Annotated in this window: 22 protein-coding genes; 16 read left to right on the top strand and 6 right to left on the bottom strand. The window is 62.7% G+C overall.

The window, feature by feature from the left end; translation table 11 throughout:
• The first annotated feature begins 144 nt into the window (after positions 1 to 144).
• Positions 145 to 1,962 carry a DUF262 domain-containing protein gene (locus JQ629_RS28910; protein ID WP_249135339.1) on the top strand — a complete coding sequence of 606 codons (1,818 nt, stop codon included), beginning with the start codon at positions 145 to 147 and terminating at the stop codon, positions 1,960 to 1,962.
• A 419-nt stretch (positions 1,963 to 2,381) separates the two neighbouring features.
• On the opposite strand, the gene JQ629_RS28905 is transcribed toward JQ629_RS28910, so the two are convergent.
• A complete protein-coding gene (locus JQ629_RS28905; RefSeq protein ID WP_212415509.1) occupies positions 2,382 to 4,640 on the bottom strand; it encodes a transglycosylase domain-containing protein in 2,259 nt (752 codons plus the stop codon).
• Between the two features lie 139 nt (positions 4,641 to 4,779).
• Between JQ629_RS28905 and JQ629_RS28900 the strand changes: the two genes are divergently transcribed.
• Positions 4,780 to 5,205 (top strand): DUF1330 domain-containing protein, encoded by a 426-nt coding sequence (locus tag JQ629_RS28900; protein WP_212415508.1) that lies wholly within the window; start codon positions 4,780 to 4,782, stop codon positions 5,203 to 5,205.
• A 165-nt stretch (positions 5,206 to 5,370) separates the two neighbouring features.
• Here the strand turns inward: JQ629_RS28900 and JQ629_RS28895 are convergent, their stop codons facing one another.
• Complete coding sequence (locus tag JQ629_RS28895; protein WP_212415497.1) at positions 5,371 to 6,597, bottom strand: ABC transporter substrate-binding protein; 1,227 nt, start codon at positions 6,595 to 6,597, stop codon at positions 5,371 to 5,373.
• A 349-nt stretch (positions 6,598 to 6,946) separates the two neighbouring features.
• Positions 6,947 to 7,309 (bottom strand): DUF1304 domain-containing protein, encoded by a 363-nt coding sequence (locus tag JQ629_RS28890; RefSeq protein ID WP_212415496.1) that lies wholly within the window; start codon positions 7,307 to 7,309, stop codon positions 6,947 to 6,949.
• 175 nt (positions 7,310 to 7,484) lie between these two features.
• Between JQ629_RS28890 and JQ629_RS28885 the strand changes: the two genes are divergently transcribed.
• The 4 genes from JQ629_RS28885 (at position 7,485) to JQ629_RS28865 (ending at position 10,605) form a co-directional block, all read left to right on the top strand.
• Entirely contained in the window at positions 7,485 to 7,958 is a 474-nt protein-coding gene (locus tag JQ629_RS28885; protein ID WP_212268749.1) for a PaaI family thioesterase, read from the top strand.
• 59 nt (positions 7,959 to 8,017) lie between these two features.
• Positions 8,018 to 9,517, top strand: a complete 1,500-nt coding sequence (locus JQ629_RS37800; RefSeq protein ID WP_349631337.1) for an AlkA N-terminal domain-containing protein — start codon at positions 8,018 to 8,020, stop codon at positions 9,515 to 9,517.
• Entirely contained in the window at positions 9,498 to 10,025 is a 528-nt protein-coding gene (locus JQ629_RS28870) for a methylated-DNA--[protein]-cysteine S-methyltransferase (protein WP_212415495.1), read from the top strand. The genes JQ629_RS37800 and JQ629_RS28870 overlap by 20 nt, the downstream gene beginning before the upstream one ends.
• Before the next feature lie 175 nt (positions 10,026 to 10,200).
• The gene (locus JQ629_RS28865; protein ID WP_212415494.1) at positions 10,201 to 10,605 is read left to right on the top strand and encodes a nuclear transport factor 2 family protein; all 405 of its coding nucleotides are present in this window, start codon (positions 10,201 to 10,203) and stop codon (positions 10,603 to 10,605) included.
• A gap of 114 nt (positions 10,606 to 10,719) precedes the next feature.
• Here the strand turns inward: JQ629_RS28865 and JQ629_RS28860 are convergent, their stop codons facing one another.
• Positions 10,720 to 13,515, bottom strand: coding sequence for a [protein-PII] uridylyltransferase (locus tag JQ629_RS28860; RefSeq protein ID WP_212415493.1), 2,796 nt, complete (start codon positions 13,513 to 13,515; stop codon positions 10,720 to 10,722).
• Positions 13,516 to 13,712: 197 nt separating this feature from the next.
• On the opposite strand from JQ629_RS28860, the gene JQ629_RS28855 reads away from it, so the two are divergent.
• From JQ629_RS28855 to JQ629_RS28825, 7 genes are all read left to right on the top strand, one after another.
• A complete protein-coding gene (locus JQ629_RS28855; RefSeq protein ID WP_212415492.1) occupies positions 13,713 to 14,687 on the top strand; it encodes an aliphatic sulfonate ABC transporter substrate-binding protein in 975 nt (324 codons plus the stop codon).
• Between the two features lie 191 nt (positions 14,688 to 14,878).
• Positions 14,879 to 15,730, top strand: coding sequence for an ABC transporter permease (locus JQ629_RS28850; RefSeq protein ID WP_212268753.1), 852 nt, complete (start codon positions 14,879 to 14,881; stop codon positions 15,728 to 15,730).
• On the top strand, positions 15,730 to 16,515 hold the full coding sequence (locus JQ629_RS28845; RefSeq protein ID WP_212415491.1) for an ABC transporter ATP-binding protein: 786 nt from the start codon (positions 15,730 to 15,732) through the stop codon (positions 16,513 to 16,515). The genes JQ629_RS28850 and JQ629_RS28845 overlap by 1 nt, the downstream gene beginning before the upstream one ends.
• A 66-nt stretch (positions 16,516 to 16,581) precedes the next feature.
• On the top strand, positions 16,582 to 17,091 hold the full coding sequence (locus JQ629_RS28840) for an OsmC family protein (RefSeq protein ID WP_192736401.1): 510 nt from the start codon (positions 16,582 to 16,584) through the stop codon (positions 17,089 to 17,091).
• Between the two features lie 135 nt (positions 17,092 to 17,226).
• On the top strand, positions 17,227 to 18,021 hold the full coding sequence (locus JQ629_RS28835) for a hypothetical protein (RefSeq protein ID WP_212415490.1): 795 nt from the start codon (positions 17,227 to 17,229) through the stop codon (positions 18,019 to 18,021).
• Between the two features lie 85 nt (positions 18,022 to 18,106).
• Positions 18,107 to 19,039: a type I pantothenate kinase gene (gene coaA / locus JQ629_RS28830; protein ID WP_212268756.1), complete on the top strand. Its 933-nt coding sequence runs from the start codon at positions 18,107 to 18,109 to the stop codon at positions 19,037 to 19,039.
• A 98-nt stretch (positions 19,040 to 19,137) separates the two neighbouring features.
• Positions 19,138 to 19,854, top strand: a complete 717-nt coding sequence (locus JQ629_RS28825; protein WP_212415489.1) for a GrlR family regulatory protein — start codon at positions 19,138 to 19,140, stop codon at positions 19,852 to 19,854.
• On the opposite strand, the gene JQ629_RS28820 is transcribed toward JQ629_RS28825, so the two are convergent.
• The gene (locus JQ629_RS28820; RefSeq protein ID WP_212415488.1) at positions 19,851 to 20,144 is read right to left on the bottom strand and encodes a hypothetical protein; all 294 of its coding nucleotides are present in this window, start codon (positions 20,142 to 20,144) and stop codon (positions 19,851 to 19,853) included. The two genes, JQ629_RS28825 and JQ629_RS28820, sit on opposite strands and share 4 nt — an antisense overlap.
• Positions 20,141 to 22,882, bottom strand: coding sequence for a DNA mismatch repair protein MutS (gene mutS / locus JQ629_RS28815; protein WP_212415487.1), 2,742 nt, complete (start codon positions 22,880 to 22,882; stop codon positions 20,141 to 20,143). Before mutS ends, JQ629_RS28820 begins: the two co-directional genes overlap by 4 nt.
• Positions 22,883 to 23,188: 306 nt before the next feature.
• Between mutS and pcaF the strand changes: the two genes are divergently transcribed.
• The 3 genes from pcaF to pcaG all read left to right on the top strand — a co-directional run bounded on the left by pcaF (position 23,189) and on the right by pcaG (position 25,813).
• The gene (gene pcaF, locus JQ629_RS28810) at positions 23,189 to 24,397 is read left to right on the top strand and encodes a 3-oxoadipyl-CoA thiolase (RefSeq protein ID WP_212415486.1); all 1,209 of its coding nucleotides are present in this window, start codon (positions 23,189 to 23,191) and stop codon (positions 24,395 to 24,397) included.
• Positions 24,398 to 24,499: 102 nt separating this feature from the next.
• Positions 24,500 to 25,201 (top strand): protocatechuate 3,4-dioxygenase subunit beta, encoded by a 702-nt coding sequence (pcaH, locus tag JQ629_RS28805; RefSeq protein ID WP_212415485.1) that lies wholly within the window; start codon positions 24,500 to 24,502, stop codon positions 25,199 to 25,201.
• A complete protein-coding gene (pcaG, locus tag JQ629_RS28800; RefSeq protein ID WP_212415484.1) occupies positions 25,202 to 25,813 on the top strand; it encodes a protocatechuate 3,4-dioxygenase subunit alpha in 612 nt (203 codons plus the stop codon).
• Positions 25,814 to 25,829: the final 16 nt, after the last annotated feature.

The following is a 25,829-nucleotide window of genomic DNA, read 5'->3' as shown; positions in this document are numbered from 1 at the left end:
TTCGCGCCCTGACGTGGATGTGCGAACGTCAGCTCAGTCGTTTTGTCAGCTTTACGAAATTCAAACAAAGGTGGTATCGACCGGCCGTCAACCGTTATGCTAGTCAAACGTAAGAAAGAACGTTCGACGGGGGAGCGACTGGTTTTGTCATATGTTTCGTCAACAATAGGTCGCGTCCTCGATCAGATTAATCGAACATACTTTCTTCCGGCCATTCAGCGCCCCTTCGTCTGGCAACCTGATCAGATTATTGCACTCTTCGATTCGCTTCTGAAGGGTTATCCCATCAGCTCGTTCCTGTTTTGGGAGATCAAGCCGGATCGTCGCTCCGATTGGGAAATCTACAAATTCATTGAGAACTTCCGTTTTGGGGACACTCATAACGAGATGGCGGAAACTGACGGACGTGATGTTGTGCTTGTACTCGATGGTCAACAACGCCTTACGTCGTTACTGATAGGGCTGCGAGGCACATTTACAGCTCGGGCGAAGCACGGACGGCGAAACAACCCGGATGCTTGGAGTAGGCAGCGCCTATATATCGATCTTTTGAAGGATCCATCAACCGAATCGGAGGACAGTGGTCGAGAGGAGCTCGGTGTCACTTACGGTCTGCGTTTTTCCGAACAGGAACCTAAGAACGACCCAGATCATCTCTGGTTGAAGGTTGGGCGGATTCTGGATTGCACCAGCGATGACGTCCTTGATCGGCTCGCGGACGAAATGCTGGCGAAGCTCCCCCCTGACACCCCGCGCTCGATGAAGAGAGTTGCGGAACGTAATTTGGATCGACTGTATCGTACCGTCTGGAAGGATGGAGTAATCGCCTACTACACCGAAAAAGATCAATCATATGACCGGGTGCTTGATATCTTCATTCGCGCAAATGACGGCGGCACCAAGCTGAGCAAATCGGACCTTCTGCTCTCAATGATCACCTCCAAGTGGGAGGGAGGCAGCGCGCGTCAAGCGATCTATGATTTTGTCGACTTCTTGAATGACGGTCTCGAGGCTCGCAATGAGATAGACAAAGATTTTGTGATGAAATCGTGTCTCGTCCTTTCGGGCCTTGATCAGCGCTACAAGGTCCAGAATTTTACAACAGCGAATTTGAAACTGATCGAGTCAAACTGGCGTGGTATCAAAGCCAGTTTAGAAGCAACGTTACGGCTCGTGAATAGGTTCGGTATTGATCGAGAAGTGCTCACCTCAGTTAATGCGCTACTCCCGATTGCATATTATCTGTACCATGTCGAACGAGGAGGCTTGGATGGCTCGACCCAATTTGAAGCGACGAACGCAAAACGTATCCATCACTGGCTTCTCGGTAGTTTGCTGAACGGTGTATTTAGCGGTAGCTCAGACCAGACAATCGGTACCGCTAGGTCGATCATTCACGAAGCCCTCAAGACTGAACAGGATTTTCCGTATCGATCTCTTGTCCAGGGGTTAGCCGCCCGCGGCCGTGTGACGGCCTTTGACGAGAACAACATCGAAGGTGTTCTTGACGCTAGCTATGGCAAACGAACCTGCTTCCTCGCGCTTTCCCTGCTCTACGACTCTCACCTTTGGGGCGCGACACCTCACCACATAGATCACATCATCCCGCGCTCACTGACCGATCCTAAGACCTTACAGCGGGCGGGAATATCCGCGGAAGCAATTGCCGACATCGTTGATAGCGTGAACCGGTTGGGGAACCTGCAACTTCTGTTAGGGCGTGAGAACCTCGAGAAAAGTAACATTCCATTTGCGGAATGGATTCAATCTCGCGACAACGAATTTCTTGACCGTCATCTTATTCCAACAAATCGCGCTCTTTGGGAAGTTACAGAACTTCCGAAGTTTGTCGAAGCGCGCGAAGAGTTGATCCGGGGGCGCCTTCGGCGATTGAACCTCAGGCCGGTCGATGATGGCATGCCGCCTAATCAGATCGTAAAGGAAGCCGTCGCGGGAAACTAATCAGCGGTGGCGAGATCAATCCGCAAGATGACGCCACCGCGATTTCCGAAACGACGATCAGCATACTGTCCGATCAGATTCAATCTCAAGACCGCGATGTCTTACACGGAATTGTGCGCATTGCTGAAGACGGTGAAAGGTATTTTCCTCACCGCTTTCGGGACGGCCTCTATCGTGTGGCAGACCCGGCGCTCGGGCGGAAAAAGCATCACGCCGCGAACCAAATAGCGGCTCGCGCCGATGAAATTGAAGGATATCTTCAGAAGGGGTTCTTGCTACGCATGCGAGGTGAGCTGAGCGGGCAAGTGAACCTGATCTCTGCGGGAGAGATCAGGTGGGAGGCCCTCTCGTGAGACCGCGAGGGAGTCCACTATTCCAGAGGTGTACTTCCATCTACACGTTGCGCCAAACAGCAATGCCTAGCGATTTCCGCCGAACACCCGGTCCATCAGCCATCCATCCAGTCCAGCGGCCGCCTCAGGGCGGGCCGATGGATTGGGCGGCGGCGCCGACGTGCGCGTCGGTGGCTGGCGATAGCCGCCGCCTGAGGGGATCGGTGCAAGCGGCACCGGCGCTTGTGCGGATGGCTGATACGATGGCTGTGGCGGCGCGTTGACTTGCGAGGCGGGGAACAGATTTGACAGCAGGCCACCGCCGCCGGCTTGTGATTTCGGCAGGTTCGCAACCGGCACGCCCTGGTGGGCCGATCGCATGAAGCGGGTCCAGACCTCGACCGGCAAGCCGCCACCGGTGGCCTTCTTGGTCGGCGAGTTGTCGTCATTGCCGAGCCAGACGCCGGTGACGAGGTTTGCGGTGTAGCCGATGAACCAGGCGTCGCGGAAATCCTGACTGGTGCCGGTCTTGCCGGCGGCCATCCAGCCCGGAAGCTCCGCCTTGCGCGCGGTGCCCGAGAGAAGCGTCTCCTGCATCATGGTGTTCATCATCGCGACGTGCCGTGGCTCGATCACCTGGCTCAGCTGATCCGGCTGCCGCGCATACAGCACCTTGCCTTCATTGGTGCGGATTTTGGTCACGACATGCGGGGAAACCCCGAGCCCGCCGTTGGAAAATGGCGCATAGGCGCCGACCAGCTCGATGACCGAGACTTCCGAGGTGCCGAGCGCGATCGAGGCGTTGGCGTCGAGTTTGGAGGAAATGCCGAGCCGATGCGCGGTCCGCACCACGCTCTTGGCGCCGACTTCGATGCCGAGCCGCACCGCCACCGTGTTGAGCGACATCGAAAGCGCCTGGGTCAGCGTCACCGATCCGAAATATTCATGGGTGTAGTTCTCCGGCCGCCAGCCCTTGATATCAACCGGCGAATCCTGCCGGATCGTTTCCGGCGTCAAGCCTGCCTCGATCGCGGTGAGATAGACGAACGGCTTGAAGGCCGAGCCGGGCTGGCGCTTGGCGGTAACCGCGCGGTTGTACTGGCTCTCGGCATAGTTCCTCCCCCCGACCATGGCGCGCACCGCGCCGTCAGGCGTCATCGCCACCAGCGCGCCCTGGGTGACGTTGAACTTCACGCTTTTGGCGGCGAGTTCGTCGATGATGGAGGCTTCCGCCACGCTTTGCAGTTTGGGATCGATCGTGGTCTCCACCACGATACTCTGTTCGATCTGGCCGATCAGATCGTCGAGCACTTCGCCGATCCAGTCGGCAACGTAGTTGACGGTGCCGGCACCGACCGGCTTCACATTATAGGACGGGTGGCCGATCGAGGCCTGCGCCTGCGCATCGGTGATGAATTTGGCATCGGCCATCGCAGCGAGCACGATCTGGGCGCGCGCTTCCGCGCCTTCCGGATTGCGGTTCGGCGCCAGCCGCGACGGCGACTTGACGAGGCCCGCCAGCATCGCGGCTTCCGCGATCGTGACGTTCTTGGCGGACTTGCCGAAATAGCGCTGCGCCGCGGCCTCGACGCCATAGGCGCCGGAGCCGAAATAGACGCGGTTGAGATAGAGCTCGAGGATTTCCGATTTGGAATGCTTGCGCTCCAGCCAGATCGCGAGTTCCACTTCCTGCAGCTTGCGCGCGATGGTGCGCTCCTGGGTCAGGAACAGGTTCTTCGCGAGCTGCTGCGTCAGTGTCGAGCCGCCCTGCGAGACGCCGCGATGCATGACGTTGGTGACCGCCGCCCGCGCGATGCCGATCGGATCGACGCCGTAATGCGAATAGAACCGGCGGTCCTCGATGGCGATGAACGCTTTCGGCAGATAGGGTGGCAGATCCTTCAGCGAGACATTGGCGCCGGCCATTTCGCCGCGCGAGGCCAGCACGCTGCCGTCGAGGCCGACGATCTGAATGGTCGGCGGACGTTTCGGAATTGCCAGCGACTGGATCGCCGGCAGATGCGCGCCGACCCAGATGACGACGCCGACGACCGCGATCGCGGCCCACAGGCCGAGCACCGCGCCCCAATAGAACAGCCGTCCGATCCGGAATCCACCGCGTGATGTCGACCGGCGCTTGGCGCCGCTACGGCCTGCGCGTGGCTTGCGTTCACGCGGCGGCTCGTCGTCTTCGTTCTCGGATTTGCGCTTCGCAGAAGATTTCTTCGGCTTGTCTTCGCTTACAGTGACGCGGTCCTGCGGCGACAGCCGCAATTCGCTCAGCGCGGCGGCGAGCCCGAATTGCGGTTCCTTGCGGCCGCCGCTCTTTTTCCGTCCCCACGCCATACGCAAACGCTGCTCACATCCCGCCCGCAGCAAGCTAACGTCCGCAGTTTAAGGGTCGGTTACGGAGAGGTTAACGCGGGATTAGGAGGTGCGGCAGCGCGTGCTAAAGGAACAGCATATGTCAGCAAGGGAAGCCGCCATGGGCCACATCGATCCGACCAAGGAAGTGTTCGCGCAATTTCGGGCCAACGACCGGCCGGGCCCGATCCACATGCTCAATCTGGTCCGTCTGCGCGAACAAGCTGCCTATCCCGACGGCCGCAAGGCGTCAGGGGCTGAAGCCTATGCGGCGTACGGACGGGAAAGCGGACCGGTGTTCGAACGGCTCGGCGGGCGGATCGTCTGGCAGGGACGGTTCGAACTGATGCTGATCGGGCCGGCGGAAGAGCGCTGGGATCATTGCTTCATCGCCGAATATCCAAGTGTCGCCGCTTTCGCCGAAATGATCCGCGACCCTGTGTATCGCGAGGCGGTGAAACATCGCCAGGCCGCGGTCGAGGATTCGCGGCTGATCCGGCACGCTGTGTTGCCGATTGGCAAGACGTTTGGCGAAATCCCGAAGTAATTGAACTTGTAGGGTGGGCAAAGGCGCTCTTCGCGCCGTGCCCACCATTCATTCGCATTAAGATTTGTGGTGGGCACGCTTCGCTTTGCCCACCCTACGAAGCTCTCAAAAACAAATCGGCGGCCCCGAGAGGCCGCCGATCATTCGTATCGATGGAAGTTGAGGCTAGCCCGCCGGGCCGGCGTCCTCGAGGATCGGGCCGAACAGTTCCCAACGCTCGCCGTTGAACTTCATCATCTGCAACTGCTTGTTGACGCGGTAGTCGTCGGGACCGGTGTTGATCTTCATGCCCGGCAGGCCGAGGTCGAGTACGACGTCCTTCAACGAGGCCGCCTGCTTCATGACGTTTTCACGGGTCAGGTCATCGCCGCATTGTTTGAGCACCTGCACGAGCAGCTGAGCGGTCGAATAGCCGTAGGTATTCACCGTGTTCATCTTGTCGCCTTCCGGGAAGTACTTCGCCATGAAGTCGAGATACTTCTGCAGGCCCGGATCGCCCTTCCAGGTCGGATCGGCCGGATCCTTGCCATAGTTGACGCTGATCACGCCCTTCGACGCTTCGAGGCCTGCCGGCTGCAGCGTGGCGCTGACCGGGCTGGCGTTGATGTCGAGGATGTGGATCGGCTTCCAGGCGAGTTCGTGGATCTTCCGGATTGCCTGCGCCGCCTGCTTCGGCGTCGAGGCGCTGTAGAACAGGGTCGCGCCGGCGTCCTTGATCTTCAACACCTGCGAATCGATGGTCGGGTCGGAGACTTCGTAGGAAGACTCGGCCACGATCATCTTTGCCGCCTTGTCGCCGAGGCCCGCCTTCAGCCCGTTGACGTAGTCCTTACCCAGATCGTCGTTCTGGTAGAGGATGCCGATCTTGGCATCCGGATGTTCTTTCAGAATGTACTTGCCGTAGATGCGGCCCTCGACGAAGTAGTTCGGGTTGTAGCCCATGGTCCAGGGGAAGTTCTTCGGGTCGGTGAACTTCGAAGCGCCGGTGGCGGCGAACAGCTGCGGCACCTTCTTGCTGTTGAGATATTTCTGCACGGCGGCATTTGCCGCGGTTCCGATGATCTGGAAAGTGAGGAGGACTTCATCGCTCTCGACGAGCTTGCGGATCTGCTCGACCGTCTTCGGCGGGCTGTAGGCGTCGTCATATTGGATCAGGTTGACCTTGCGGCCGTTGATGCCGCCCTGGTCGTTGATCATCTTCATGTAGGCGGCCTGCGTCTTGCCGATATTGGCATAGACGGAATAGGCGCCCGAGAACGGCACGGTCTGGCCGATCTTGATTTCGGTATCGGTCGCGCCGGTGTCGTATTTCTTCTGTGCGTAGGCCGACGAAGCCGACAGGGCGACCGCGAGCGCCGTGCCGGTGATCAAATGGAAAATACCATTCTTCATATTGCTCGTTTCCTCATGTGTTGATTGAGCCGATGATCTTGTCTTGGGACCCAATATGACCCGGTGGACGCCATCGCTGGTTGGAATAGTGGCGGAACGGATGCTGCAATGCAAGGCGATGCAAGCTGAAACGGTCCGGGATTTCTGGCTGGCGAGGGCAAGGTTAATTCGAGGGCGGCAATTGGTGGCTGCCCAAAAAGAATCCAATCGGCATGTTCACGTTCGGAATGACACCACATTGGGCATTGGAGCCCGCACCGGATACCAAAAACGGACAACGATGGCGTGCTGAAGACGACATCGCCAGTTCCTCGCTGAACGAAGCGGCCCAGCCAGAACGGCCAGGCGTTTACGCCAACCAGAGCAGGATCAATGCGAGCGCCGCGGGCGCCGCCTGCACATACAAGATTCGACGGCTGACGGTCGCGGCGCCGTAGCTGCCTGCCACGATCACACAGAGCAGGAAGAATGCCTTGATCTGGAACGCGAAGCCCGGGTTTGGATGGACCAGGCCCCAGACGAGGCCGGCGGCGAGGAAGCCGTTATAGAGCCCCTGATTGGCGGCCAGCACCGCCGATTCCGTTGCTTTCTCGATCGTGTTGCGGAAGGTCTTCAGCCCCAGCGGCTTGGTCCAGAGAAACATCTCCAGCACCAGAAAATACACATGCAGCGCGGCGACCACCGCGACCAGACAATTGGCGATAAGCATCATGTGGCGGCCCCCCAAAACCGACAGCGGAATTCGGGTGGACGCTAGCACGCTCAGCGTGAAAAGTGCGGCGGCGTGCCGATATTTTGCAGAGAATGATGAGGTCCGAAAACCGCGAGACAGGCGGGACGCGATATCAGATGCTTCGATCGAGCGACAGCGCGAGGAATCAACGGGAATGCGTACCGACAGAACATACGGCACCGTCAGCGTCATCAGGCGCAAGGAAATGAGCGGCCTGGAATTTGTCCAGGGGCTCGCGGATGGCACGCTGCCCCTCAACACGATCGCGCGCACATTGGGTTACGATGTCACCGAAGCCGCGAGCGGGCGCGTGGTCATCACCGCCGAACCGAGTGACGACCATCTCAATCCAGCCGGCACCGTGCATGGCGGCTTCTCGGCCACGCTGCTCGACAGCTGCATGGGGCTGGCCATTCAGTCGACCCTGGAGAAAGGTCTGGGATCGACGACGCTGGAGTTCAAGATTTCGCTGGTGCGACCGATTACGCCCGAGACCGGCACGATCAGGGCCGAGGGCATTGTGCTCAGCAGCGGCCGGCGGGTCGGCACCGCGGAAGGACGCATCACGGATAGCAAGGGACGTTTGCTTGCCCAGGGCACCACGACCTGCCTGATTTTCGAGAACTGAGCCGGGCATCCGCGCGCAAAGCGCGGGACAAGCCCTGCACGATGGTGGAAGATTTCCTGATGGATATGGACCGTACCGCTTGCTATCGCGCGATTTCGACCCGGGATATCAGGTTCGACGGGCGGCTTTTTGTCGGTGTCAAAACCACCGGCATCTATTGCCGGCCGATCTGTCCGGCGCGCACCCCGAAATTCGAGAACGTGTCGTTCTATGCTTCGGCGGCCGCAGCCCAGGAGGCCGGCTTCCGTCCCTGCCTGCGCTGCCGGCCGGAAGTGTCGCCTGATCTCGCGTTCTGGCGCGGCAGCTCCAACACGGTTTCGCGCGCGCTGGCATTGATCGAATCTGGCGGGCTCGATGGTGACGATGTAGAAGGTCTGGCTAATCGGCTCGGCGTCGGCGGGCGACAATTGCGGCGGCTGTTCCGTCAGCACGTCGGCGCTTCGCCGATTGCAGTTGCCCAAACCCGACGGGTGCTGCTTGCCAAGCAGTTGATTCACGAAACATCGCTGCCGATGGCCGAGGTCGCCCTGGCGTCCGGCTTCAACAGCGTGCGCCGCTTCAACGAAACCTTTTTGGAACTGTTCGGACGTCCGCCGGCCGCGTTGCGGCGTTCCCGCGACAAGACCAGGCGTGAAGCCGGTGCGCTGTCGGTTCGTCTTCCCTATCGGCCGCCCTATGATTGGGACGCGATGCTGTCGTTCCTCAGCGCCCGCGCCATTCCCGGTGTCGAGATCGTCGCCGGCGATAGCTATCGACGCACGATTGCGATCGGCGGCAAGTGCGGCGTGATCAGCGTCGTACCCGCGCCGAAGAACCGGATCGACGTCCGCGTCCGCTTTCCCGACATGGCCGTCTTGCCGCAGATCATCGCGCGGGTCCGCCGGGTGTTCGATCTCGCCGCCGATCCCGATACGATCGGCGCGCATCTCGCGCTCGACCCGAGGCTGGCGCCGCTGGTCGCGGCCCGGCCGGGCCTGCGCGTCCCCGGGGCATGGGACGGTTTCGAACTCGCGGTGCGCGCGATCTTCGGCCAGCAAATCACGGTTCCTGCCGCGACCAAACTGCTCGGCAAACTGGTGCAGGCCTTTGGCGAGCCGCTGCCGCCTGCGATGACAGACAGCGAGGGTCTCAGCCATCTGTTCCCCTTTGCGGCGCGGATTGCGAGCTCCGATCTGACAACGCTCGGGATATCAGGTGCGCGGGCGATGGCGGTGACCTCGCTGGCGCAGGCGATCTCGGCTGATCCCGCGATCTTCAGCCGCGGCGCCAGCCTTGAGGATGCGATCGTGAAATTGAGGGCGCTCCCGGGAATCGGCGAATGGACCGCGCAGTACATCGCCATGCGCGAGCTCCGCGAACCCGATGCGTTCCCCGCCGCCGACATCGGTTTACTCCGCGCGATGACCGACGGCGAAGGTCGGCGGCCGTCGCCTGCGGAATTGCTTGTTCGCAGCGAGCGCTGGCGACCGTGGCGCGCCTACGCGGCGTTGCATCTGTGGGCCGCGGGCGTACCGCATCCCGCCTTGTCCGGAAAAAGCGATGAGCGCGAAGCCGCCTGAAACCTTCAATCTAGACCGGCTGCAAACGCCGATCGGAACCGCGTTGCTGGTGACCGATTCCGGCGGCGTGCTGCGTGCGCTGGACTGGGAAGAGCACGGGCCGCGCATGAAGGAGTTGCTGCGGCTGCAATATGGCCCGGTCGATCTCGAGGAGGCGCGGTCACCGAAAGAGTTGAGGTCGGCGCTGACGGCGTATTTCAAAGGCGATCTCGATCGCCTCAACGCGATCAAGTGGCGCGTTGCGGGTACGCCGTTCCAGCAAAGGGTCTGGACCGCATTGCCGAAGATACCTGCCGGCACAACGATGAGCTACGGCGCACTGGCAGCCAGGCTGAACGCGCCAAAAGCCATGCGCGCGGTCGGTCATGCCAACGGCTCCAACCCGATCAGCGTCGTCGTGCCCTGTCATCGCCTGATCGGCGCCAACGGTGCGCTGGTCAAGTATGGCGGCGGGCTGGAGCGGAAGCGGTGGTTGCTGGAGCATGAGGGTGTGATGCTCAAAAAGTAACCGCGCCGTCATTGCGAGGAGCGAAGCGACGAAGCAATCCATTCTTTCTTTCCGCGGTGAGATGGATTGCTTCGCTGCGCTCGCAATGACGATGCACATGTCACGTCCGTAAACCGCCAGACAGTCTGCCGCGACGCCCCTAGCGTCTCCCCACATTCCAACAAGGAGACGACCAATGACGGACGCGGAAATTCAGGAATTTGTGACGCGATTTGCCGCCGCCTGGGCGGCGCGGGACGGAAAGGCATTTCTCGATCTCTGGCACCCCGAAGGCTCGCTGCATACGCCGCTGGTGGGCCGGCGCGTGTCGGGCAACGAACTCGACCGGCTGATGGAGGTGCAGACCGCGGCGGCGCCGGATTTCGTCTGGCAATTGCTGGACTGGACCTCGCGCGGCGACGTCGTGATCATCGAATGGCAGACCACGCGCAACGTGGGCGGCGTCAGGTTCGAATGGCGCGGCGTCGACAAGTTCCGCATCAAAAATGGCAAGATCATCGAGGAGCGGGTCTATACCGACACCGCGCCGCTGCGCGCGTTCCGCAAGGGCGAGAAGCTGGAACCGATCACGCAGTTCTGAGAGCCGCGTAGGGTGGGCAAAGGCGCTCTTGCGCCGTGCCCACCATCTATCGTTGAAGCGTGCATAAGATGGTGGGCACACTTCGCTTTGCCCACCCTACGATTTTCGAGAGCCTCACGCCGCCGGCTGGGCGGCGTTGTCCTCGCTCGCGAGCAGATGCAGCAGCGCGCTCTTGATCGCGGCCTGCCGCGTCGGCGCGGTGATCTGCGCGCCGAGCAGGTCGGTGACGTAGAACACGTCGCGGGCGCGCTCGCCGAAGGTCGCGACATGGGCGGAGGCGATGTTGAGGTTGAGCTTCGAGATCGCCGTCGTCAGCTGGTACAGCAGGCCCGGGCGGTCGAGGCCGGAGACCTCGATCACGGTGTAGCGGTCCGACCATTGATTGTTGATGGTCACTTCAGGCTCGACCACGAAGGGCCGTACCTTGCCGCGCGCGGCCGCCTTGCGCGCCACCACTTCGGGCAGGCGCAATTTGCCCTCCAGCACCTGCTCGATCATCTCGCCGATTCGCGTGGCGCGGCGTCCCTCGTCCTCGTCGCGGTCGTATTCCCTCGATATCGCGATGGTGTCGAGCGCGCGCCCGTCGGTGGTGGTGTAGATCTGCGCGTCGACGATGTTGGCGCCCGCGGACGCGCAGGCGCCCGCGATGATCGACAGCAGCCAGGGGTGGTCGGTCGCCAGGATCGTCAGTTCGGTGACGCCGCGCGCTTCGTCGAAGCCGACATTGATCGCAAGCTTGTGGCCGGCCTGTTCGCTGGCCCGCAGGAAACGCGCGTGGCGGATTTTTCGCGGCAGTTCGACCTTGAGCCAGTACGCCGGATAATGCCGCGCGATATAGGCGTTGAGCTCCTGCTCCGGCCATTCGGTGAAGGCGGCGCGGAATTCGGACTGCGCCACCGCGATGCGCTGGGCGCGGTTCACTTCCGAGAAGCCGCCGGTCAGCACCGGCTCGGTTTCGTAATACAGCGTGCGCAGCAATTGCGCCTTCCAGCCATTCCACACGCCGGGACCGACGCCGCGGATGTCGGCGGTGGTGAGAATCGTCAGCAGCTTCATCAGCTCGACCGATTGCACCACGGCGGCGAAATTCTCGATCGTCTTGCGGTCCGACAAATCGCGCGACTGCGCCACCGTCGACATGGTCAGATGCTCTTCAATCAGCCACGCCACCGTCTCGGTATCGGCGGCGTTGAAGCCGAGCCGCGGGCACAGCCGCCGCGCCACCTTGGCGCCGGCGATCGAATGATCCTCGGGCCGCCCCTTGGCGATGTCGTGCAGCAGCGTGGTGATGTAGATCACCGCGCGGTGCTCGGGGCGGATTTTTCGCATCAGGTCGCTGGCGACGGTGAACTCGTCGTTGCCGCCGCGCTCGATGTCCTGCAGGAAGCCGACGCAGCGGATCAGATGCTCGTCCACCGTGTAGTGGTGGTACATGTTAAACTGCATCATCGACACGATCTTGCCGAAGGCGCGGATGAAGTGACCGAGCACGCCGGTCTCGTTCATGCGCCGCAGCACGGTCTCGGCGTTGTCGGACGTCAGGATCTCCATGAAGAGAAGGTTGGCTTCCGGATTTTCCCTTAAGCCGGTGTTGATCAGCTTCAGCGAGCGCGTCACCGTGCGCATCGCATCGGGATGGAAGGCGAGGTTGTTCTTCTGTGCGAGACGGAAGATCCGGATCAGATTGACTGGATCGTGCTTGAAGACGTCGGGCGCCGCGAGATTGATGCGGTTGTTGTCGATGATGAAGTCATCGCTGTCGGGCACCCGCCGGCGCTTGATGCTGGGCCGGAACCGGGCCACCACGCGGCTCAAGACCGGCGCGGGCTTGGCCTGCTCGTCTTCCAGCTTGGCGCACAGGATCGCGGTGAGGTCGCCGACGTCCTTGGCGACCAGGAAGTAGTGCTTCATGAAGCGTTCGACATCCTGCATGCCGGGATGCGAGGTATAGCCGAGGCGGACCGCGATCTCGCGCTGCATGTCGAACGACAGCCGTTCTTCGGCGCGGCCGGAAACGAAATGCAAATTGCAGCGCACCGACCACAGGAAGTCGGCGCAGCGGCGGAAGGTGCGGTATTCCTGCGCGTCGAACACGCCGCGCTCGACCAGTTCATCGGTCTCGCGCACGCGATAGACATATTTCGCGATCCAGAACAGCGTGTGCAGGTCGCGGAGGCCACCCTTGCCGTCCTTGACGTTGGGTTCGACCAGATAGCGCGACTGCCCGCCGCGGCGATGGCGTTCTTCGCGCTCGGCGAGCTTGGCGGTGACGAATTCCGCCGCGGTGCCCTGCACGACGTTCTTGTCGAAGCGCGCGACCAGTTCGTCGTAGAGCGGCTGGTCGCCGGTCAGGAACCGGGTCTCGAGGATGGCGGTGCGGATCGTCATGTCGCCGCGCGCCTGCCGGACTGATTCGTCGACCGAACGCGTGGCGTGGCCGACCTTCAGCCCCATGTCCCACAGGCAATAGAGAATGGCTTCGGCGACCTGCTCGCCCCAGGCCGTCTGCTTGTAGGGCAGGATGAACAACAGATCGATGTCGGATTCCGGCGCCATCAGGCCGCGGCCATAACCGCCGGTGGCGACGACAGACATCCGCTCTTCGCCCGATCGGACATGCGAGCGATAGAGGTGCCGCGTCGCGGCGGAATAGAGAATGCGGATGATTTCGTCCTGCACGAAACACAATCGCTCGGCGCAGCGGCGCCCGTGACGGTCCTTCAGCAGCACGGCCTGCGCGGTGGCGCGTGCCGCGATCATCTCGGCTTTGAGCAATTGCGCCATCGCCGTGCGAAACACGTCCTCGCGGCCGGCATTTTTCTCGGCGAGTGCATCGATCGCGGCGGTGATCCGCGCGGTGTCAAAACGATCATCCGCCACCGGGCGGTCCTCGGTCACAACGCTGTCCATGATCTATCCCGATATCGGACGGCGCAGACGCTGTCACTGGCGATTGTGAGGCAACAGTAGTTCTATGCTGGATTCGCGTTGCTTTGGGCAAACCTGTTCTCAGGGCGCAGCTTTCGCGGCAGCTATTTTCTGGTTGACCTTGCGGTTTAACTCATTGAAATAAAAGACAGTTTTTTGAGATATGAGGAGACCAGGGAATGTCCAGGATTTCACGGCGCGCGTTTGCTGCTGCTATCGCAGCCTCGACCTTGCTGCCCGGTGCGGCCTTCGCCGCCGACCCGCTCAAGGAAATTCGCATCGACTGGGCGACCTACAACCCGGTGTCGATGATACTCAAGCAGAAGGGCCTCTTGGAAAAGGAATTCGCCAAGGACGGCATCAACGTCGTCTGGGTGCAGTCGGCCGGTTCCAACAAGGCGCTCGAATTCCTCAACGCCGGATCGATCGACTTCGGATCGAGCGCGGGCTCGGCCGCTTTGGTCGCCAAGATCAACGGTAATCCGATCAAGTCGATCTATGTCTATTCGCGCCCCGAATGGACCGCGCTGGTGACATCAAAGGATTCCAAGATCGCCATCATTGCCGACCTCAAGGGCAAGCGCGTCGCGGTGACGCGCGGCACCGATCCGCACATCTTCCTGGTGCGTGCGCTGCTCGGCGCCGGCCTCTCCGAAAAAGACATCACCCCGGTGCTGCTGCAGCACGCCGACGGCAAGACCGCACTGATCCGCGGCGACGTCGACGCCTGGGCGGGGCTCGATCCGATGATGGCGCAGGCCGAAGTCGAGGAGGGCGCCAAACTGTTCTTCCGCAAGCCCGACGCCAACACTTGGGGCATCCTCAATGTGCGCGAGCAGTTCCTGAAGGACCATCCGGACGCGGTTCGCCGCGTGCTCGCGGTATACGAAGAGGCGCGCAAATACTCGCTGGCCAATTACGACGACCTGAAGAAAACTTTCATCGGCATCACCAAGCTGCCGGACGCGGTCGTCGACAAGCAGCTCAAGGAGCGCACCGAACTGACCCACAGCCGCATCGGCGCACCGCAGCGCGAATCCATCCTCGCCGCCGGCCTCGCTTTGCAGCAGGCCGGGGTCGTTGCCGCCACCGTCGACGTCAAGGCGACGCTGGATGCGCTGATCGACGATCAGGTCCCGCTGCCGACGAATTAGCATCGTCGCCCCGGCGAAGGCCGGGGCCCATAACCACCAGCGGACATTGTTTGTGCGCGCCGGTCGTTGTTTCCTTTTTCGACAATTTCCGCCGCGGCGTTTGGGTCCCGGCCTTCGCCGGGACGACGGGGACATGAGTTCACGCCCTCCCATCCGCCACCTTGCAATCCCTCGAAAGACGCGTTCTTGCTATGGCCATGACCGTTGAACTGCCAGCGCTGGAACGGACCGATGCGATGACGCCAAAAGCGTCGTCGGCGCGGCTGCGGCGTTATGCGGGGCCGGCGCTGGGGCTGCTGCTGCCGGTGGGACTCGCGCTGGCCTGGGAAATCGCGGTCTGGGCAGGCTTTTCCAACGGCCGGCTGGTGCCGCCGCCGACCAAAATCTTCGCCACCATGGTGGAACTCGCCAGGAGCGGCGAACTCTCGCGCCACATCATTGCGACGCTGAGCCGCGTCGCCTCGGGTTTTGTCATCGGTGTCGTCGCCGGCACGTTGTTTGGCGCGATCTCCGGCTATTGGGGCCTGGCGCGGCGGCTGCTCGATCCGACCGTGCAGGCGCTGCGCGCGATTCCGTCGATCGCCTGGGTGCCGCTGTTCATCCTCTGGCTTGGCATTTTCGAAACCTCGAAGGTTGCGCTGATCGCGGTCGGCGTGTTCTTTCCGGTCTATCTCGGCGTGATGGGCGCAATCCTCTCGGTCGACCGCAAGATCGTCGAGGTCGGCCGCACGTTCCGGCTCAGTGGCCCGGCGATGATCCGCCGCATCCTGTTGCCCGCGGTGCTGCCCGCCTATGTCGTGGCGCTGCGCGTCGGCCTTGGCCTCGGCTGGATGTTCGTCGTCGCCGCCGAATTCATGGGCGCTTCCGAAGGGCTCGGCTATCTCCTGATCGACGGCCAGCAACTCGGCAAGCCGGCGCAGATCGTCGCCGCGATCGTGATCTTCGCCATCCTGGGCAAGACCACCGACTGGCTGATCGAGATCGCCACCGCGCCGCTGCTGCGCTGGCAGGACGCATTCGGCGGCAAGAGCGGGGCGGCCTGATGCTCGCACTCGATCGCGTTGGAAAAACCTATCCGAACGGCGTCCACGCGCTGGAGCGGTTCTCCGCCGACATCAAGCTCGGCGAGATCGTCGCCATCATCGGCGGCTCCGGCTGTGGCAAGTCGACCCTGCTGCGCGCCATCGCCGGCCTCGACCGCGCCACCACGGGCACGGTGACGTTGGACGACATTGCAATTACCGCCCCGCACGCAAAAATCGGCATCATCTTCCAGGAGCCCAGGCTGCTGCCGTGGCTCAGCGTCGCCGACAATATCGGTTTCGGCCTTTCTGAGTTGTCCGCCGCCGCGCGACGCGAAAAGGTCGCGCGTGCATTGGATCGGGTTGGCCTCGCGGACAAGGCAAGCGCCTGGCCGCGCGAATTGTCCGGCGGGCAGGCGCAGCGGGTCGCGATCGCCCGCGCGCTGGTGCCGCAGCCGGAAGTGCTGCTGCTGGACGAGCCGTTTTCGGCGCTCGATGCCTTCACGCGACGGGATCTGCAGGACCATCTGCTCGATCTCTGGAACGATACAAGGCCAACGCTCATGCTGGTGACGCATGACGTCGATGAGGCCGTGGTGCTGGCGGATCGCGTGCTTGTGATGCGGCCGCGGCCGGGCCGGCTGTTCGAGGAGATCAAGGTCAATCTGGCGCGGCCGCGCGACCGTAATTCGCCACACTTCGACAATTTCAAGCGCCGTGTGCTGACCGCGCTGGATCGTTCGCTCGACCGCAATGTGCCGGATGCCGATGCCAAATCGACCACCGGCGAGGCGATGTGGTGGTGACATTGGGTGGTGACTTGGGCTCCATAAGGCTTTAAATCCGGATGTACAAAAATCCGGGAGAAAAAAATGGACGCCGCCGAACTCCGTGCGATGCAGGCCCCGATCAAGGAGCGCTACAAGTCCGATCCCTCAGCCGCCGTCATCACGCTCAAGGCTAAAGGCTCGATCGACAATGAAGGCCTGACCTGCAAGGTCGAAACCGGCCGCGCGCTGGCCGTTGCAGGCCTGCATCCCGCCACCGGCGGTTCCGGGCTTGAACTGTGTTCCGGCGACATGCTGCTGGAAGCCCTCGTCGCCTGCGCCGGCGTGACGCTGAAGTCGGTCGCGACCGCGGTCGAAATTCCGCTGAAATCCGGCCACGTCATCGCCGAGGGCGATCTCGATTTCCGCGGCACGCTCGGCGTCGACAAGGAAGCTCCGGTCGGTTTCGCCGAAATCCGCCTGCGCTTCGACGTCGAAACCGATGCGCCGCAGGACAAGCTCGATCTCTTGCTGAAGCTCACCGAGCGCTATTGCGTGGTTTATCAAACCATCCGCAACGGCCCGAAGGTCGCGGTGTCGATGAAGCGGGTGTGATTTCATGTCGTCCCGGCGAAGGCCGGGACCCATACGCCGTGCACTCTCGTTTCAAGCTATGCTGTTCGACGACTTTCCCGCCACACCAATAATTGTGGCTATGGGTCCCGGCCTTCGCCGGGACGACGGCATAAAATGTCCCCCGAATCCATCTTCCTCCTGACGCTCGTCCTGCGCATGGTCATCACCGCGGCGTTCGTGGTGACGGCGTCGATCATCACCGAGAAGTCAGGCCCGGTGATCGGCGCGCTGATCGCGACACTGCCGATTTCGGCGGGGCCGTCTTACGTATTCCTCGCGCTCGATCATGACGCGGCCTTCATCGCCGAAGGTGCGCTCGCGAGCCTGCCGATCAACGCCGCGACGATCTTTATGGGGCTGACCTATGTCGTGCTGGCGCAGCGCCGGAGCGCGGTCGTCAGTTGCCTTTCCGCGGTCGCGGTGTGGATCGCGCTTGCCTCGATCATTCGCGCGGTACATTGGACGCTGGCCGGTGGATTGATCGCAAACGCCATCGCCTTTGCGATCTGCGTGCCGCTGCTGGCGCGCTACCGTCACGTCAAGATGCCGCCGGTCGCGCGGCGCTGGTACGACATCCCCCTGCGCGCCTCGCTGGTTGCGACACTGGTCGCGACCGTGGTCACGACGTCAGGCTGGGTCGGTCCGAAAATCAGCGGCATCATTGCGTTGTTTCCGATCGTGTTCACCTCCATGATGCTGATCCTGCATCCGCGCATCGGCGGCCCGCCGACCGCGGCCGTGCTCGCCAACAGTGCCTGGGGCCTGATCGGTTTGGGCCTTGCCATTGCGGTCCTGCACATCGCCGCGTTGCAGTTCGGCTCGGTGATCGGGCTGAGCCTCGGCCTTGCGACCTGCGTCTCGTGGAATCTGGCGCTGTGGTGGAAGGGGCGAAGGAAGGCTGTGCGGTGACGATCCCTTCTGTAATCCGAGTTGCAACATGGATTTACTGCGGCCAAATTGGTGAGTGCGTCCACCTTTGCCGAGAGCGGAACCGATGAGCCAATCCGAGGAGCTTTCGGCATATATGACCTTCGGACGAAGCGAGTGGGCAGCGTTACGCTTCAACACACCGCTGACGCTCTCCGAAGCGGACCTCACGGCGCTTCGCGGCCTGAACGAGCCGATCACGTCAGACGAAGTCGCCGACATATACTTGCCGCTAGCTCGGCTGCTGAACCTCCATTTCACCGCGGCGCGTAGCCTTGCACATGTCAAGAGTGCGTTCCTGGGTCGCGCACCGCACAGCGCGCCTTATATCGTCGCGTTGGCGGGCAGTGTTGCCGTTGGCAAGAGCACGTTTGCCCGCGTGCTTTGCGCGCTTTTAGCGCGGTGGCCGGACCATCGCCGGGTCGAACTCGTTACCACTGACGGGTTCCTGCATGCCAACCGGGTTCTGGAGGAACGAGGGCTGATGCGACGGAAGGGCTTTCCTGAGAGTTACGACCTGCCGAGAATGCTGCGGTTCCTGTCGGCGGTGAAAGCGGGCAGGGGCGATCTTGAACTGCCAGGGTACTCGCATCTGATCGGGGATATCGTGCCTTCGGAGCATCAGGTCGTTCGGCATCCGGACATCTTGATGTTTGAGGGCCTCAACGTGCTGCATGCGCGCGGCACGGCGCCCATGGTCGTCTCTGACTTCTTCGACTTTTCGATCTACCTGGATGCTGACGAGGTCGACATCCAGTCGTGGTACGTCGAGCGCTTTCTCAGTTTGCAGCGGACCGCCTTCCAGCAGCCCGCCTCATATTTCCACCACTACAGGGATTTGCCACCAAGCGATGCGCGCGAGGTCGCGAACAGGCTGTGGCGTGAGCATCATCGCGCAAATCTCCGTGAGAACATTCTGCCTACCCGCACACGTGCCGATGTCGTGCTCCGCAAGCGTTCCGATCACTCGGTTGGTGAGGTCTGGTTGCGAGAGACATAGGCGGCGGTATCAGGCATTTCGTCGCTGAACTGAAGATTGCTAGTTACCACTACCGGCAGACCCGCTAAGTTGGCGGCAGAGCAGAACTGGGGCGTGCGGTGGAGGGATTGTACAAGGTCGAATACGACATCAATGAGGGCTCCGGCCGCAGCGTGCTGTACGCCAATGCCGGAACGATGCTTGGCGGCAATACGGCATTCGCCCATTTCGGCAGCTACCAGATCGTGGACGGCGAAATCGTCGCCAGGCTCAGGACCCGCCGCCACAGCCCGTCGCCCCGCCCCAGATCGCTCGTCAGTTCCGACCAGGTCACGCTCAGTATACGCGGCAGGGCAGAGGGCCAGGCCTATCGCTTCGCGGGTGAAGTGGTGGAGGACGCCGGCTCGGTGTTTCGCGCGCTCATGACGCCGCTCAGCAATGACGACGTTCCGCCGCCCGGTATGGTCGGCGACGGCGGCATCGTCAGCGGACTCTACTCGATCGACATCCGGATGCTGGACGGCCTGGCCGGCGGGCATACCGGGGTGATGCTGCTGCATGACGGTCGCATTCTCGGCGGCGACGCATTTTTCTATTATCTCGGGGCCTATAGTTCGGCGAACGGCAGCTGGAAGGGCGAGTTCGTCAATCAGGAACATACCCCGGCGAAGGCCGAGCATCCGCTGTTCGGCGGTTATGAAGTCGGCATCGGTTTCTCAGGCCGCTGCGACGCCAACGGTGCTGAAATGGGGGCAACCGCGTTGGCCGGCAAGCGCAGCATCCGCCTCGCCGCCACGCTGAAGTTGATCCAGCCGTTCGCCGAATTGGGCCGCTAGCCCGCTGCGCCCCAGGGCAATCGCCATTGAATGACGCCGAACAGGCGCAAATACAGCAGCGTTGTCGCCGCCAGCGAGACAAATGCCACCGCCAGCGGCACGCTCGGCGGCGGCGTCCGCCAACTCCGTGAATACTGCAACAGGAGCAGCGGCAACAGCGGCAGCGCGATCAATCCGAGAAACACGATTATCCGCCAGCCGCCTTCAAACAGCCCGGAGATCAACAGCAGCACGGGCGGCGCGCCGTACACCAGCGCAATCCATGCGAATGCTTTCGCGGCGCGCCTCAAGCCTTGCGTTCTTTCGCCAGCGTCGTGAGCCGATAGAGCGCATCCAGCGCTTCGCGCGGTGACATCTCATCCGGATGCAGCGCCTTCACCGCGGCGAGCAATTGCTCGGCCTCGCTCGGCGGTGCGGGTTCGGCAGCCGCGCGCGAGGGCACCGCGAACAGCGGGAGATCGTCGGCCAAGGCGCGCGCGGTCTGGCCGCGGTCCTGCGCCTCGAGTTTTGCCAGCACCGATTTGGCGCGCGCGATCACGGCCGGCGGCAGGCCGGCGAGTTTCGCGACCTGGATGCCGTAGGAGCGATCGGCCGAACCGGGCAGCACCTCGTGCAGGAAGACGACGTCGCCCTGCCATTCCTTGACGCGCACCGTAGCGTTGAACATCCGCGGCAGCTTGGCCGAGAGCGCGGTCAGCTCGTGATAATGAGTCGCGAACAGCGCGCGGCAGCGGTTGCTTTCGTGCAGGTGCTCGATCGCGGCCCATGCGATCGACAGGCCGTCGAAGGTCGCGGTGCCGCGGCCGATTTCGTCGAGGATCACAAGCGAGCGCTCGCTGGCCTGATTCAAAATCACGGCGGTCTCGACCATTTCCACCATGAAGGTCGAACGCCCGCGTGCGAGGTCGTCGGCGGCGCCGACGCGCGAGAACAACCGGTCGACGACGCCGATCCGCGCCCGCGAGGCCGGCACGTAGCTGCCGATCTGCGCCAGCAGCGCGATCAGCGCGTTCTGGCGCAGGAAGGTCGATTTACCCGCCATGTTCGGGCCGGTAATCAGCCAGATCTGGCCGGATTTTTGGCCCGGCCCGGGCGAAAGATCGCAGGCATTGGCGATGAACGGCTGGCCGTCGCGCTTCAGCGCGGCTTCGACCACGGGATGGCGGCCGCCCTCGACGGCAAAACCGAGCGAGCCATCGACCTCGGGCCGCACGTAATTGTCGTCGACCGCAAGTTTTGCCAGCGCGGTTGCGACATCGAGCAGCGCGAAGGCGTGCGCCGCGGCGCGCAAATCGTCGCTGGCCGCAAGCGCGATGACCGACAGCCGCTCGAAGATTTCTAGCTCCAGTCCGAGTGCGCGGTCGCCGGCATTGGCGATCTTGGCTTCGATCTCGCCGAGCTCGGAGGTGGTGAAGCGCACCTGGCCCGCCAGCGTCTGGCGATGGATGAAGGTCGCGTTCAAGGGCGCGGTCATCAGCTTGTCGCCGTGCTGCGCCGTCACCTCGACGAAATAGCCCAGCACATTGTTGTGTCGGATTTTGAGGCCCTTGATGCCGGTGTCGTCGGCATAGCGGGCCTGCATCGCGGCCACGACGAGACGCGAGGCATCGCGCAGATTGCGGCTCTCGTCGAGCGCGGGCTCATAGCCTTCGCGGACGAAGCCGCCGTCACGTTTGATCAGCGGCAATTGCTCGGCGAGCGCCCGTTCGAATTCACGCGCAAGATCGCGCGAGGGACGGCGCAGCGCCTCCATTACGGAAGCGATCTCCGGCGGCGGCGCATCCAGTTGTGACAGCCGCGCCAGCGCAGAATCGGCGGCGAGGATGCCGTCGCGGAGGCCTGCAAGATCCCGCGGGCCGCCGCGACCGACTGACAGCCGCGCCAGCGCGCGCGACATGTCGGGTGCGGCGCGCAAGGTGGTGCGGATATCGTCACGCGCAAAACTGTCGGCGACGAAAGTGGCAATGGCATCCAGCCGCCGCGCGATCGCAGCGCTGTCGGTCAGCGGGGCGGCGAGGCGCTGCGCCAATAGCCGAGATCCGGCCGCGGTGACCGTGCAGTCGATCGCATCGAGCAGCGAGCCGCGTCGCTCACCGGCCAGCGTGCGGGTCAATTCGAGATTGGCGCGGGTCGCCGGATCGATCGCCATCGTGGTGCCGGCGGCCTCGCGCGACGGCGGCGACAGCGGCGGACGCTTTCCAACTTGCGTACGGTCGATATAGGTCACGGCGGCGGCCGCCGCGGTCGCTTCCAGCCGCGACATGGCGGAAAGGCCGTCCATGGTGGCGACCGCGAAATAATCGCACAGCCGCCGTTCCGCGGTGGCGCCGTCGAACACGTCGCGGGTCAGCGGCGTCACCGCCGGCAGTTCGCGCAGCAGGGCGCCGAGATCAGCATCGCCGTAGAGCGCGTCGGTGACGATGACTTCATTCGGATTGATTCGCGCCAAGGTGGCTGCGACCTCGGCGGTCGAGCATTCCGTGACCATGAATTCGGAGGTCGAGATATCGATCCAGGCAAGGCCAATGCGGTCGCCGCCGCTTGATCCCCGCGCCCGCGCGATCGCCAGCAGGTAATTATTGGTCTTTGCGTCGAGCAGGGTGTCTTCGGTCAGCGTGCCCGGTGTGACGAGCCGCACCACGCCGCGGCTCACCACGCTCTTGTTGCCGCGCGCGCGTGCGGCGGCGGGATTCTCGGTCTGCTCGCACACCGCGACGCGATGACCGGCATTGATCAGGCGATGCAGATAATCCTCGGAGCGCTCCACCGGCACGCCGCACATCGGGATATCCATGCCCTGATGCTTGCCGCGTTTTGTCAGCACGATGCCGAGCGTCCTGGAGGCGATCTCGGCGTCCTCGAAGAACAGCTCATAGAAATCGCCCATCCGGTAGAACAGCAGCAACCCGGGATGGCCGGCCTTGATCTCAAGGTATTGTTCCATCATCGGCGTAACGCGCGCTGTCGCGTCGGTCGCCGGTGTTGCCTCGGGGGGCGGGGGTGCGGAGATGTTTTGCTGGATCGTCATTGCGGGGCGGAAACTACAAAATTCCGGCGTCTGATCCTATTGCTTTGCCCCGAGAATCCACGTTTTCCCCCGTCGTCCCGGCCTTGAGCCGGGACCCATACGCCGCGGTCTCTCGGTGGGACAATGGTGGCAGACGCCATTTTCCAACAATTTCCGCCGCAGAGTATGGGTCCCCCGATGCGCAATTGCGCATCTGAGTTCGCCGGGACGACGAGTGTCAATTGACCTCTCGCAGCGTCGCTCCTAAAACTCGCCATCAATTCAGTGGGGTCAACGGCCCAAACGCGGCATTCAGGGAGAGATTCAATGCGTGATGTGTTCATTTGCGATGCCGTACGGACCCCGATCGGCCGTTTTGGCGGTTCGCTTGCCAAGGTGCGTGCTGACGATCTGGCCGCCGCCCCCATCAAGGCCCTGATGGCGAAGCATCCCAATCTCGACTGGAAAGCGGTCGACGAGGTGTTTTTCGGCTGCGCAAACCAGGCCGGCGAGGACAACCGCAATGTCGCGCGCATGGCGCTGCTGCTCGCGGGCATGCCGGACTCGGTTCCCGGCCAGACCCTCAACCGTCTTTGTGCATCGGGCCTCGATGCGGTCGGCGCCGGCGGCCGCGCGATCCGCGCAGGCGAGATCGATTTCGCCATTGCCGGCGGCGTGGAATCGATGACCCGCGCGCCGTTCGTGATGGGCAAGGCGCCGGAAGCGTTTTCGCGCTCGGCCGATATTTTCGACACCACGATCGGCTGGCGCTTCATCAATCCCTTGATGAAGGCGCAATACGGCGTCGATGCGATGCCGGAGACCGGCGAGAACGTCGCCGAGGAATTCCAGGTGTCGCGCGCCGATCAGGACGCGATGGCAATCCGCTCGCAGCAGCGTGCGGGCGCTGCGATCGCCGCCGGCTATTTCGCCGAAGAAATCACCCCGGTGTCGGTGCCCGGCGGCAAGGCGGGTCCGATCGTCGTCGACAAGGATGAACATCCGCGTCCCGAAACCACGCTCGAAGGCCTCACCAAACTGAAGCCGATCGTGCGCAATCCCGGCACGGTGACGGCGGGCAATGCGTCCGGCGTCAATGACGGCGCGGCCGCGATGATCCTCGCCTCGGAAGCTGCCGTGAAGAAGCACGGCCTGACGCCGCGGGCGCGCATCCTTGGGCTGGCTTCGGCCGCGGTACCGCCGCGCATCATGGGCATCGGCCCGGTGCCGGCGACCAGGAAGCTGATGGAGCGGCTCGGCATCAAGATCAGCGATTTCGATCTGATCGAACTCAATGAAGCCTTCGCCTCGCAGGGCATCGCCGTTCTCAGGCAACTCGGCGTCAAGGACGATGCCGACTTCGTCAACCCGCATGGCGGCGCGATCGCGCTCGGTCACCCCCTCGGCATGAGCGGCGCGCGACTGGCCATGACGGCGGTGCACGGCATGGAGAAGCGCGGCGGCAAGCTTGCCTTGGCAACTATGTGCGTCGGCGTCGGCCAAGGCGTCGCGATGGCGATCGAAAAGTTGAACTAGGACAATGATTTGGGAGGGTCAAAAACGACCCTTCCCCAAATTAGTTATGTCATATAATGATCCGGTGGCGCAGCCTGCGATCGCGATGCCAGAGAGGAAGTCATGACATTATCCTATCCGCTGCAAAGCTTGACGGCGCATCCGCCGCGGCTGTCACCCGGTTACAAGAGCACGGTGAAGCGCTCGCCCACCAAGCCGCTGATCCCGATGCGGCATACGCTGTCGGAATTGACCGGCCCGGTCTACGGCCACGAGACGGTGCGCGAAAACGACAACGACCTCACGCTCCAGGGCAAGGGCGAGCCGCTCGGCGAACGCATCATCGTGCACGGCCACGTGCTCGATGAAGACGGCCGCGGCGTGCCCAACACGCTGGTTGAACTGTGGCAGGCCAATGCCTGCGGCCGCTATGTCCACGTCGTCGATCAGCATCCGGCGCCGCTCGATCCGAATTTCACCGGCGCGGGCCGCACGCAGTCGGATAGCGAAGGCTATTACCGCTTCGTCACCATCAAGCCCGGCGCCTATCCCTGGGGCAACCATCACAACGCCTGGCGCCCGGCCCATATCCATTTCTCGGTATTCGGGCATTCCTTCGTCTCGCGGCTGGTGACGCAGATGTATTTCCCCGGCGATCCGCTATTCCCGTTCGATCCGATCTTCAATTCGGTGACCGACGAGAAGGCGCGTAACCGGATGGTGTCCGATTTCGATCTTGAGAACACCAAGCCGGATTGGGCGCTGTGCTACCGCTTCAACATTGTACTGCGCGGGCGCAACGCCACGCCGATGGAGACCAAGTAAGTGTCCAAGGCCCAGAGCAAGCCGGAAGGCGTTACCCCGTCACAGACCGTCGGCCCGTATTTCGCGTATGGCCTGACATCGAACGGCAAGTATGACTGGAACGACGCCTTCTCCAGCAATCTCGTGACGGCGGATACGTCGGGCGAGCGCGTCCGCGTCGAGGGCCGCGTGTTCGACGGTGACGGCAAGCCGATGGTGGATTGCATGCTGGAGATCTGGCAGGCCGATGCGCAAGGCCGCTTCTCCGACCCGCAGGACAAGCGGGCGCTGCCCAACTCATCCTTCAAGGGATTCGGCCGCTGCGGCACCGATGCCGACGGCGGCTATGCCTTCGACACCATCAAGCCGGGCACGGTGCCCGATCCCGATGGCAAGCCGCAGGCGCCGCATCTCGTGCTCGCGGTGTTCGCGCGCGGCATGCTGCTGCATCTCTACACGCGGATCTATTTCGACGGCGAGGCTGCCAATGCCGCCGATCCCGTGCTGGCGCTGGTGCCGATCGACCGCCGCGCCACGCTGATCGCCCAGCGTGCGAATTGCAATCCCGGCGCAGTCTATCGGTTCGACGTCCATTTGCAGGGCGATGACGAGACCGTGTTCTTCGACGTCTAAGCGCGGCGCCGTCGCG

This window comes from Bradyrhizobium sp. AUGA SZCCT0222 (genome assembly GCF_018130205.1).
Classification (GTDB): Bacteria; Pseudomonadota; Alphaproteobacteria; order Rhizobiales; family Xanthobacteraceae; genus Bradyrhizobium.
Note: the sequence above shows the minus strand (reverse complement) of the source record. Positions and strands in the feature narration are given on the sequence as shown.

Coding starts and splice junctions, on each gene's coding strand:
- JQ629_RS28865 (WP_212415494.1), top strand. CDS start 10,201: ATGACGGACGCGGAAATTCAGGAATTTGTGACGCGATTTGCCGCCGCC.
- pcaH (WP_212415485.1), top strand. CDS start 24,500: ATGACATTATCCTATCCGCTGCAAAGCTTGACGGCGCATCCGCCGCGG.
- coaA (WP_212268756.1), top strand. CDS start 18,107: ATGAGCCAATCCGAGGAGCTTTCGGCATATATGACCTTCGGACGAAGC.
- JQ629_RS28835 (WP_212415490.1), top strand. CDS start 17,227: ATGTCCCCCGAATCCATCTTCCTCCTGACGCTCGTCCTGCGCATGGTC.
- JQ629_RS28895 (WP_212415497.1), bottom strand. CDS start 6,597: ATGAAGAATGGTATTTTCCATTTGATCACCGGCACGGCGCTCGCGGTC.
- pcaF (WP_212415486.1), top strand. CDS start 23,189: ATGCGTGATGTGTTCATTTGCGATGCCGTACGGACCCCGATCGGCCGT.
- mutS (WP_212415487.1), bottom strand. CDS start 22,882: ATGACGATCCAGCAAAACATCTCCGCACCCCCGCCCCCCGAGGCAACA.
- JQ629_RS28845 (WP_212415491.1), top strand. CDS start 15,730: ATGCTCGCACTCGATCGCGTTGGAAAAACCTATCCGAACGGCGTCCAC.
- JQ629_RS28860 (WP_212415493.1), bottom strand. CDS start 13,515: ATGGACAGCGTTGTGACCGAGGACCGCCCGGTGGCGGATGATCGTTTT.
- JQ629_RS37800 (WP_349631337.1), top strand. CDS start 8,018: ATGGATATGGACCGTACCGCTTGCTATCGCGCGATTTCGACCCGGGAT.
- JQ629_RS28900 (WP_212415508.1), top strand. CDS start 4,780: ATGGGCCACATCGATCCGACCAAGGAAGTGTTCGCGCAATTTCGGGCC.
- JQ629_RS28840 (WP_192736401.1), top strand. CDS start 16,582: ATGGACGCCGCCGAACTCCGTGCGATGCAGGCCCCGATCAAGGAGCGC.
- JQ629_RS28885 (WP_212268749.1), top strand. CDS start 7,485: ATGCGTACCGACAGAACATACGGCACCGTCAGCGTCATCAGGCGCAAG.
- JQ629_RS28905 (WP_212415509.1), bottom strand. CDS start 4,640: ATGGCGTGGGGACGGAAAAAGAGCGGCGGCCGCAAGGAACCGCAATTC.
- JQ629_RS28870 (WP_212415495.1), top strand. CDS start 9,498: ATGAGCGCGAAGCCGCCTGAAACCTTCAATCTAGACCGGCTGCAAACG.
- JQ629_RS28890 (WP_212415496.1), bottom strand. CDS start 7,309: ATGATGCTTATCGCCAATTGTCTGGTCGCGGTGGTCGCCGCGCTGCAT.
- JQ629_RS28855 (WP_212415492.1), top strand. CDS start 13,713: ATGTCCAGGATTTCACGGCGCGCGTTTGCTGCTGCTATCGCAGCCTCG.
- JQ629_RS28850 (WP_212268753.1), top strand. CDS start 14,879: ATGGCCATGACCGTTGAACTGCCAGCGCTGGAACGGACCGATGCGATG.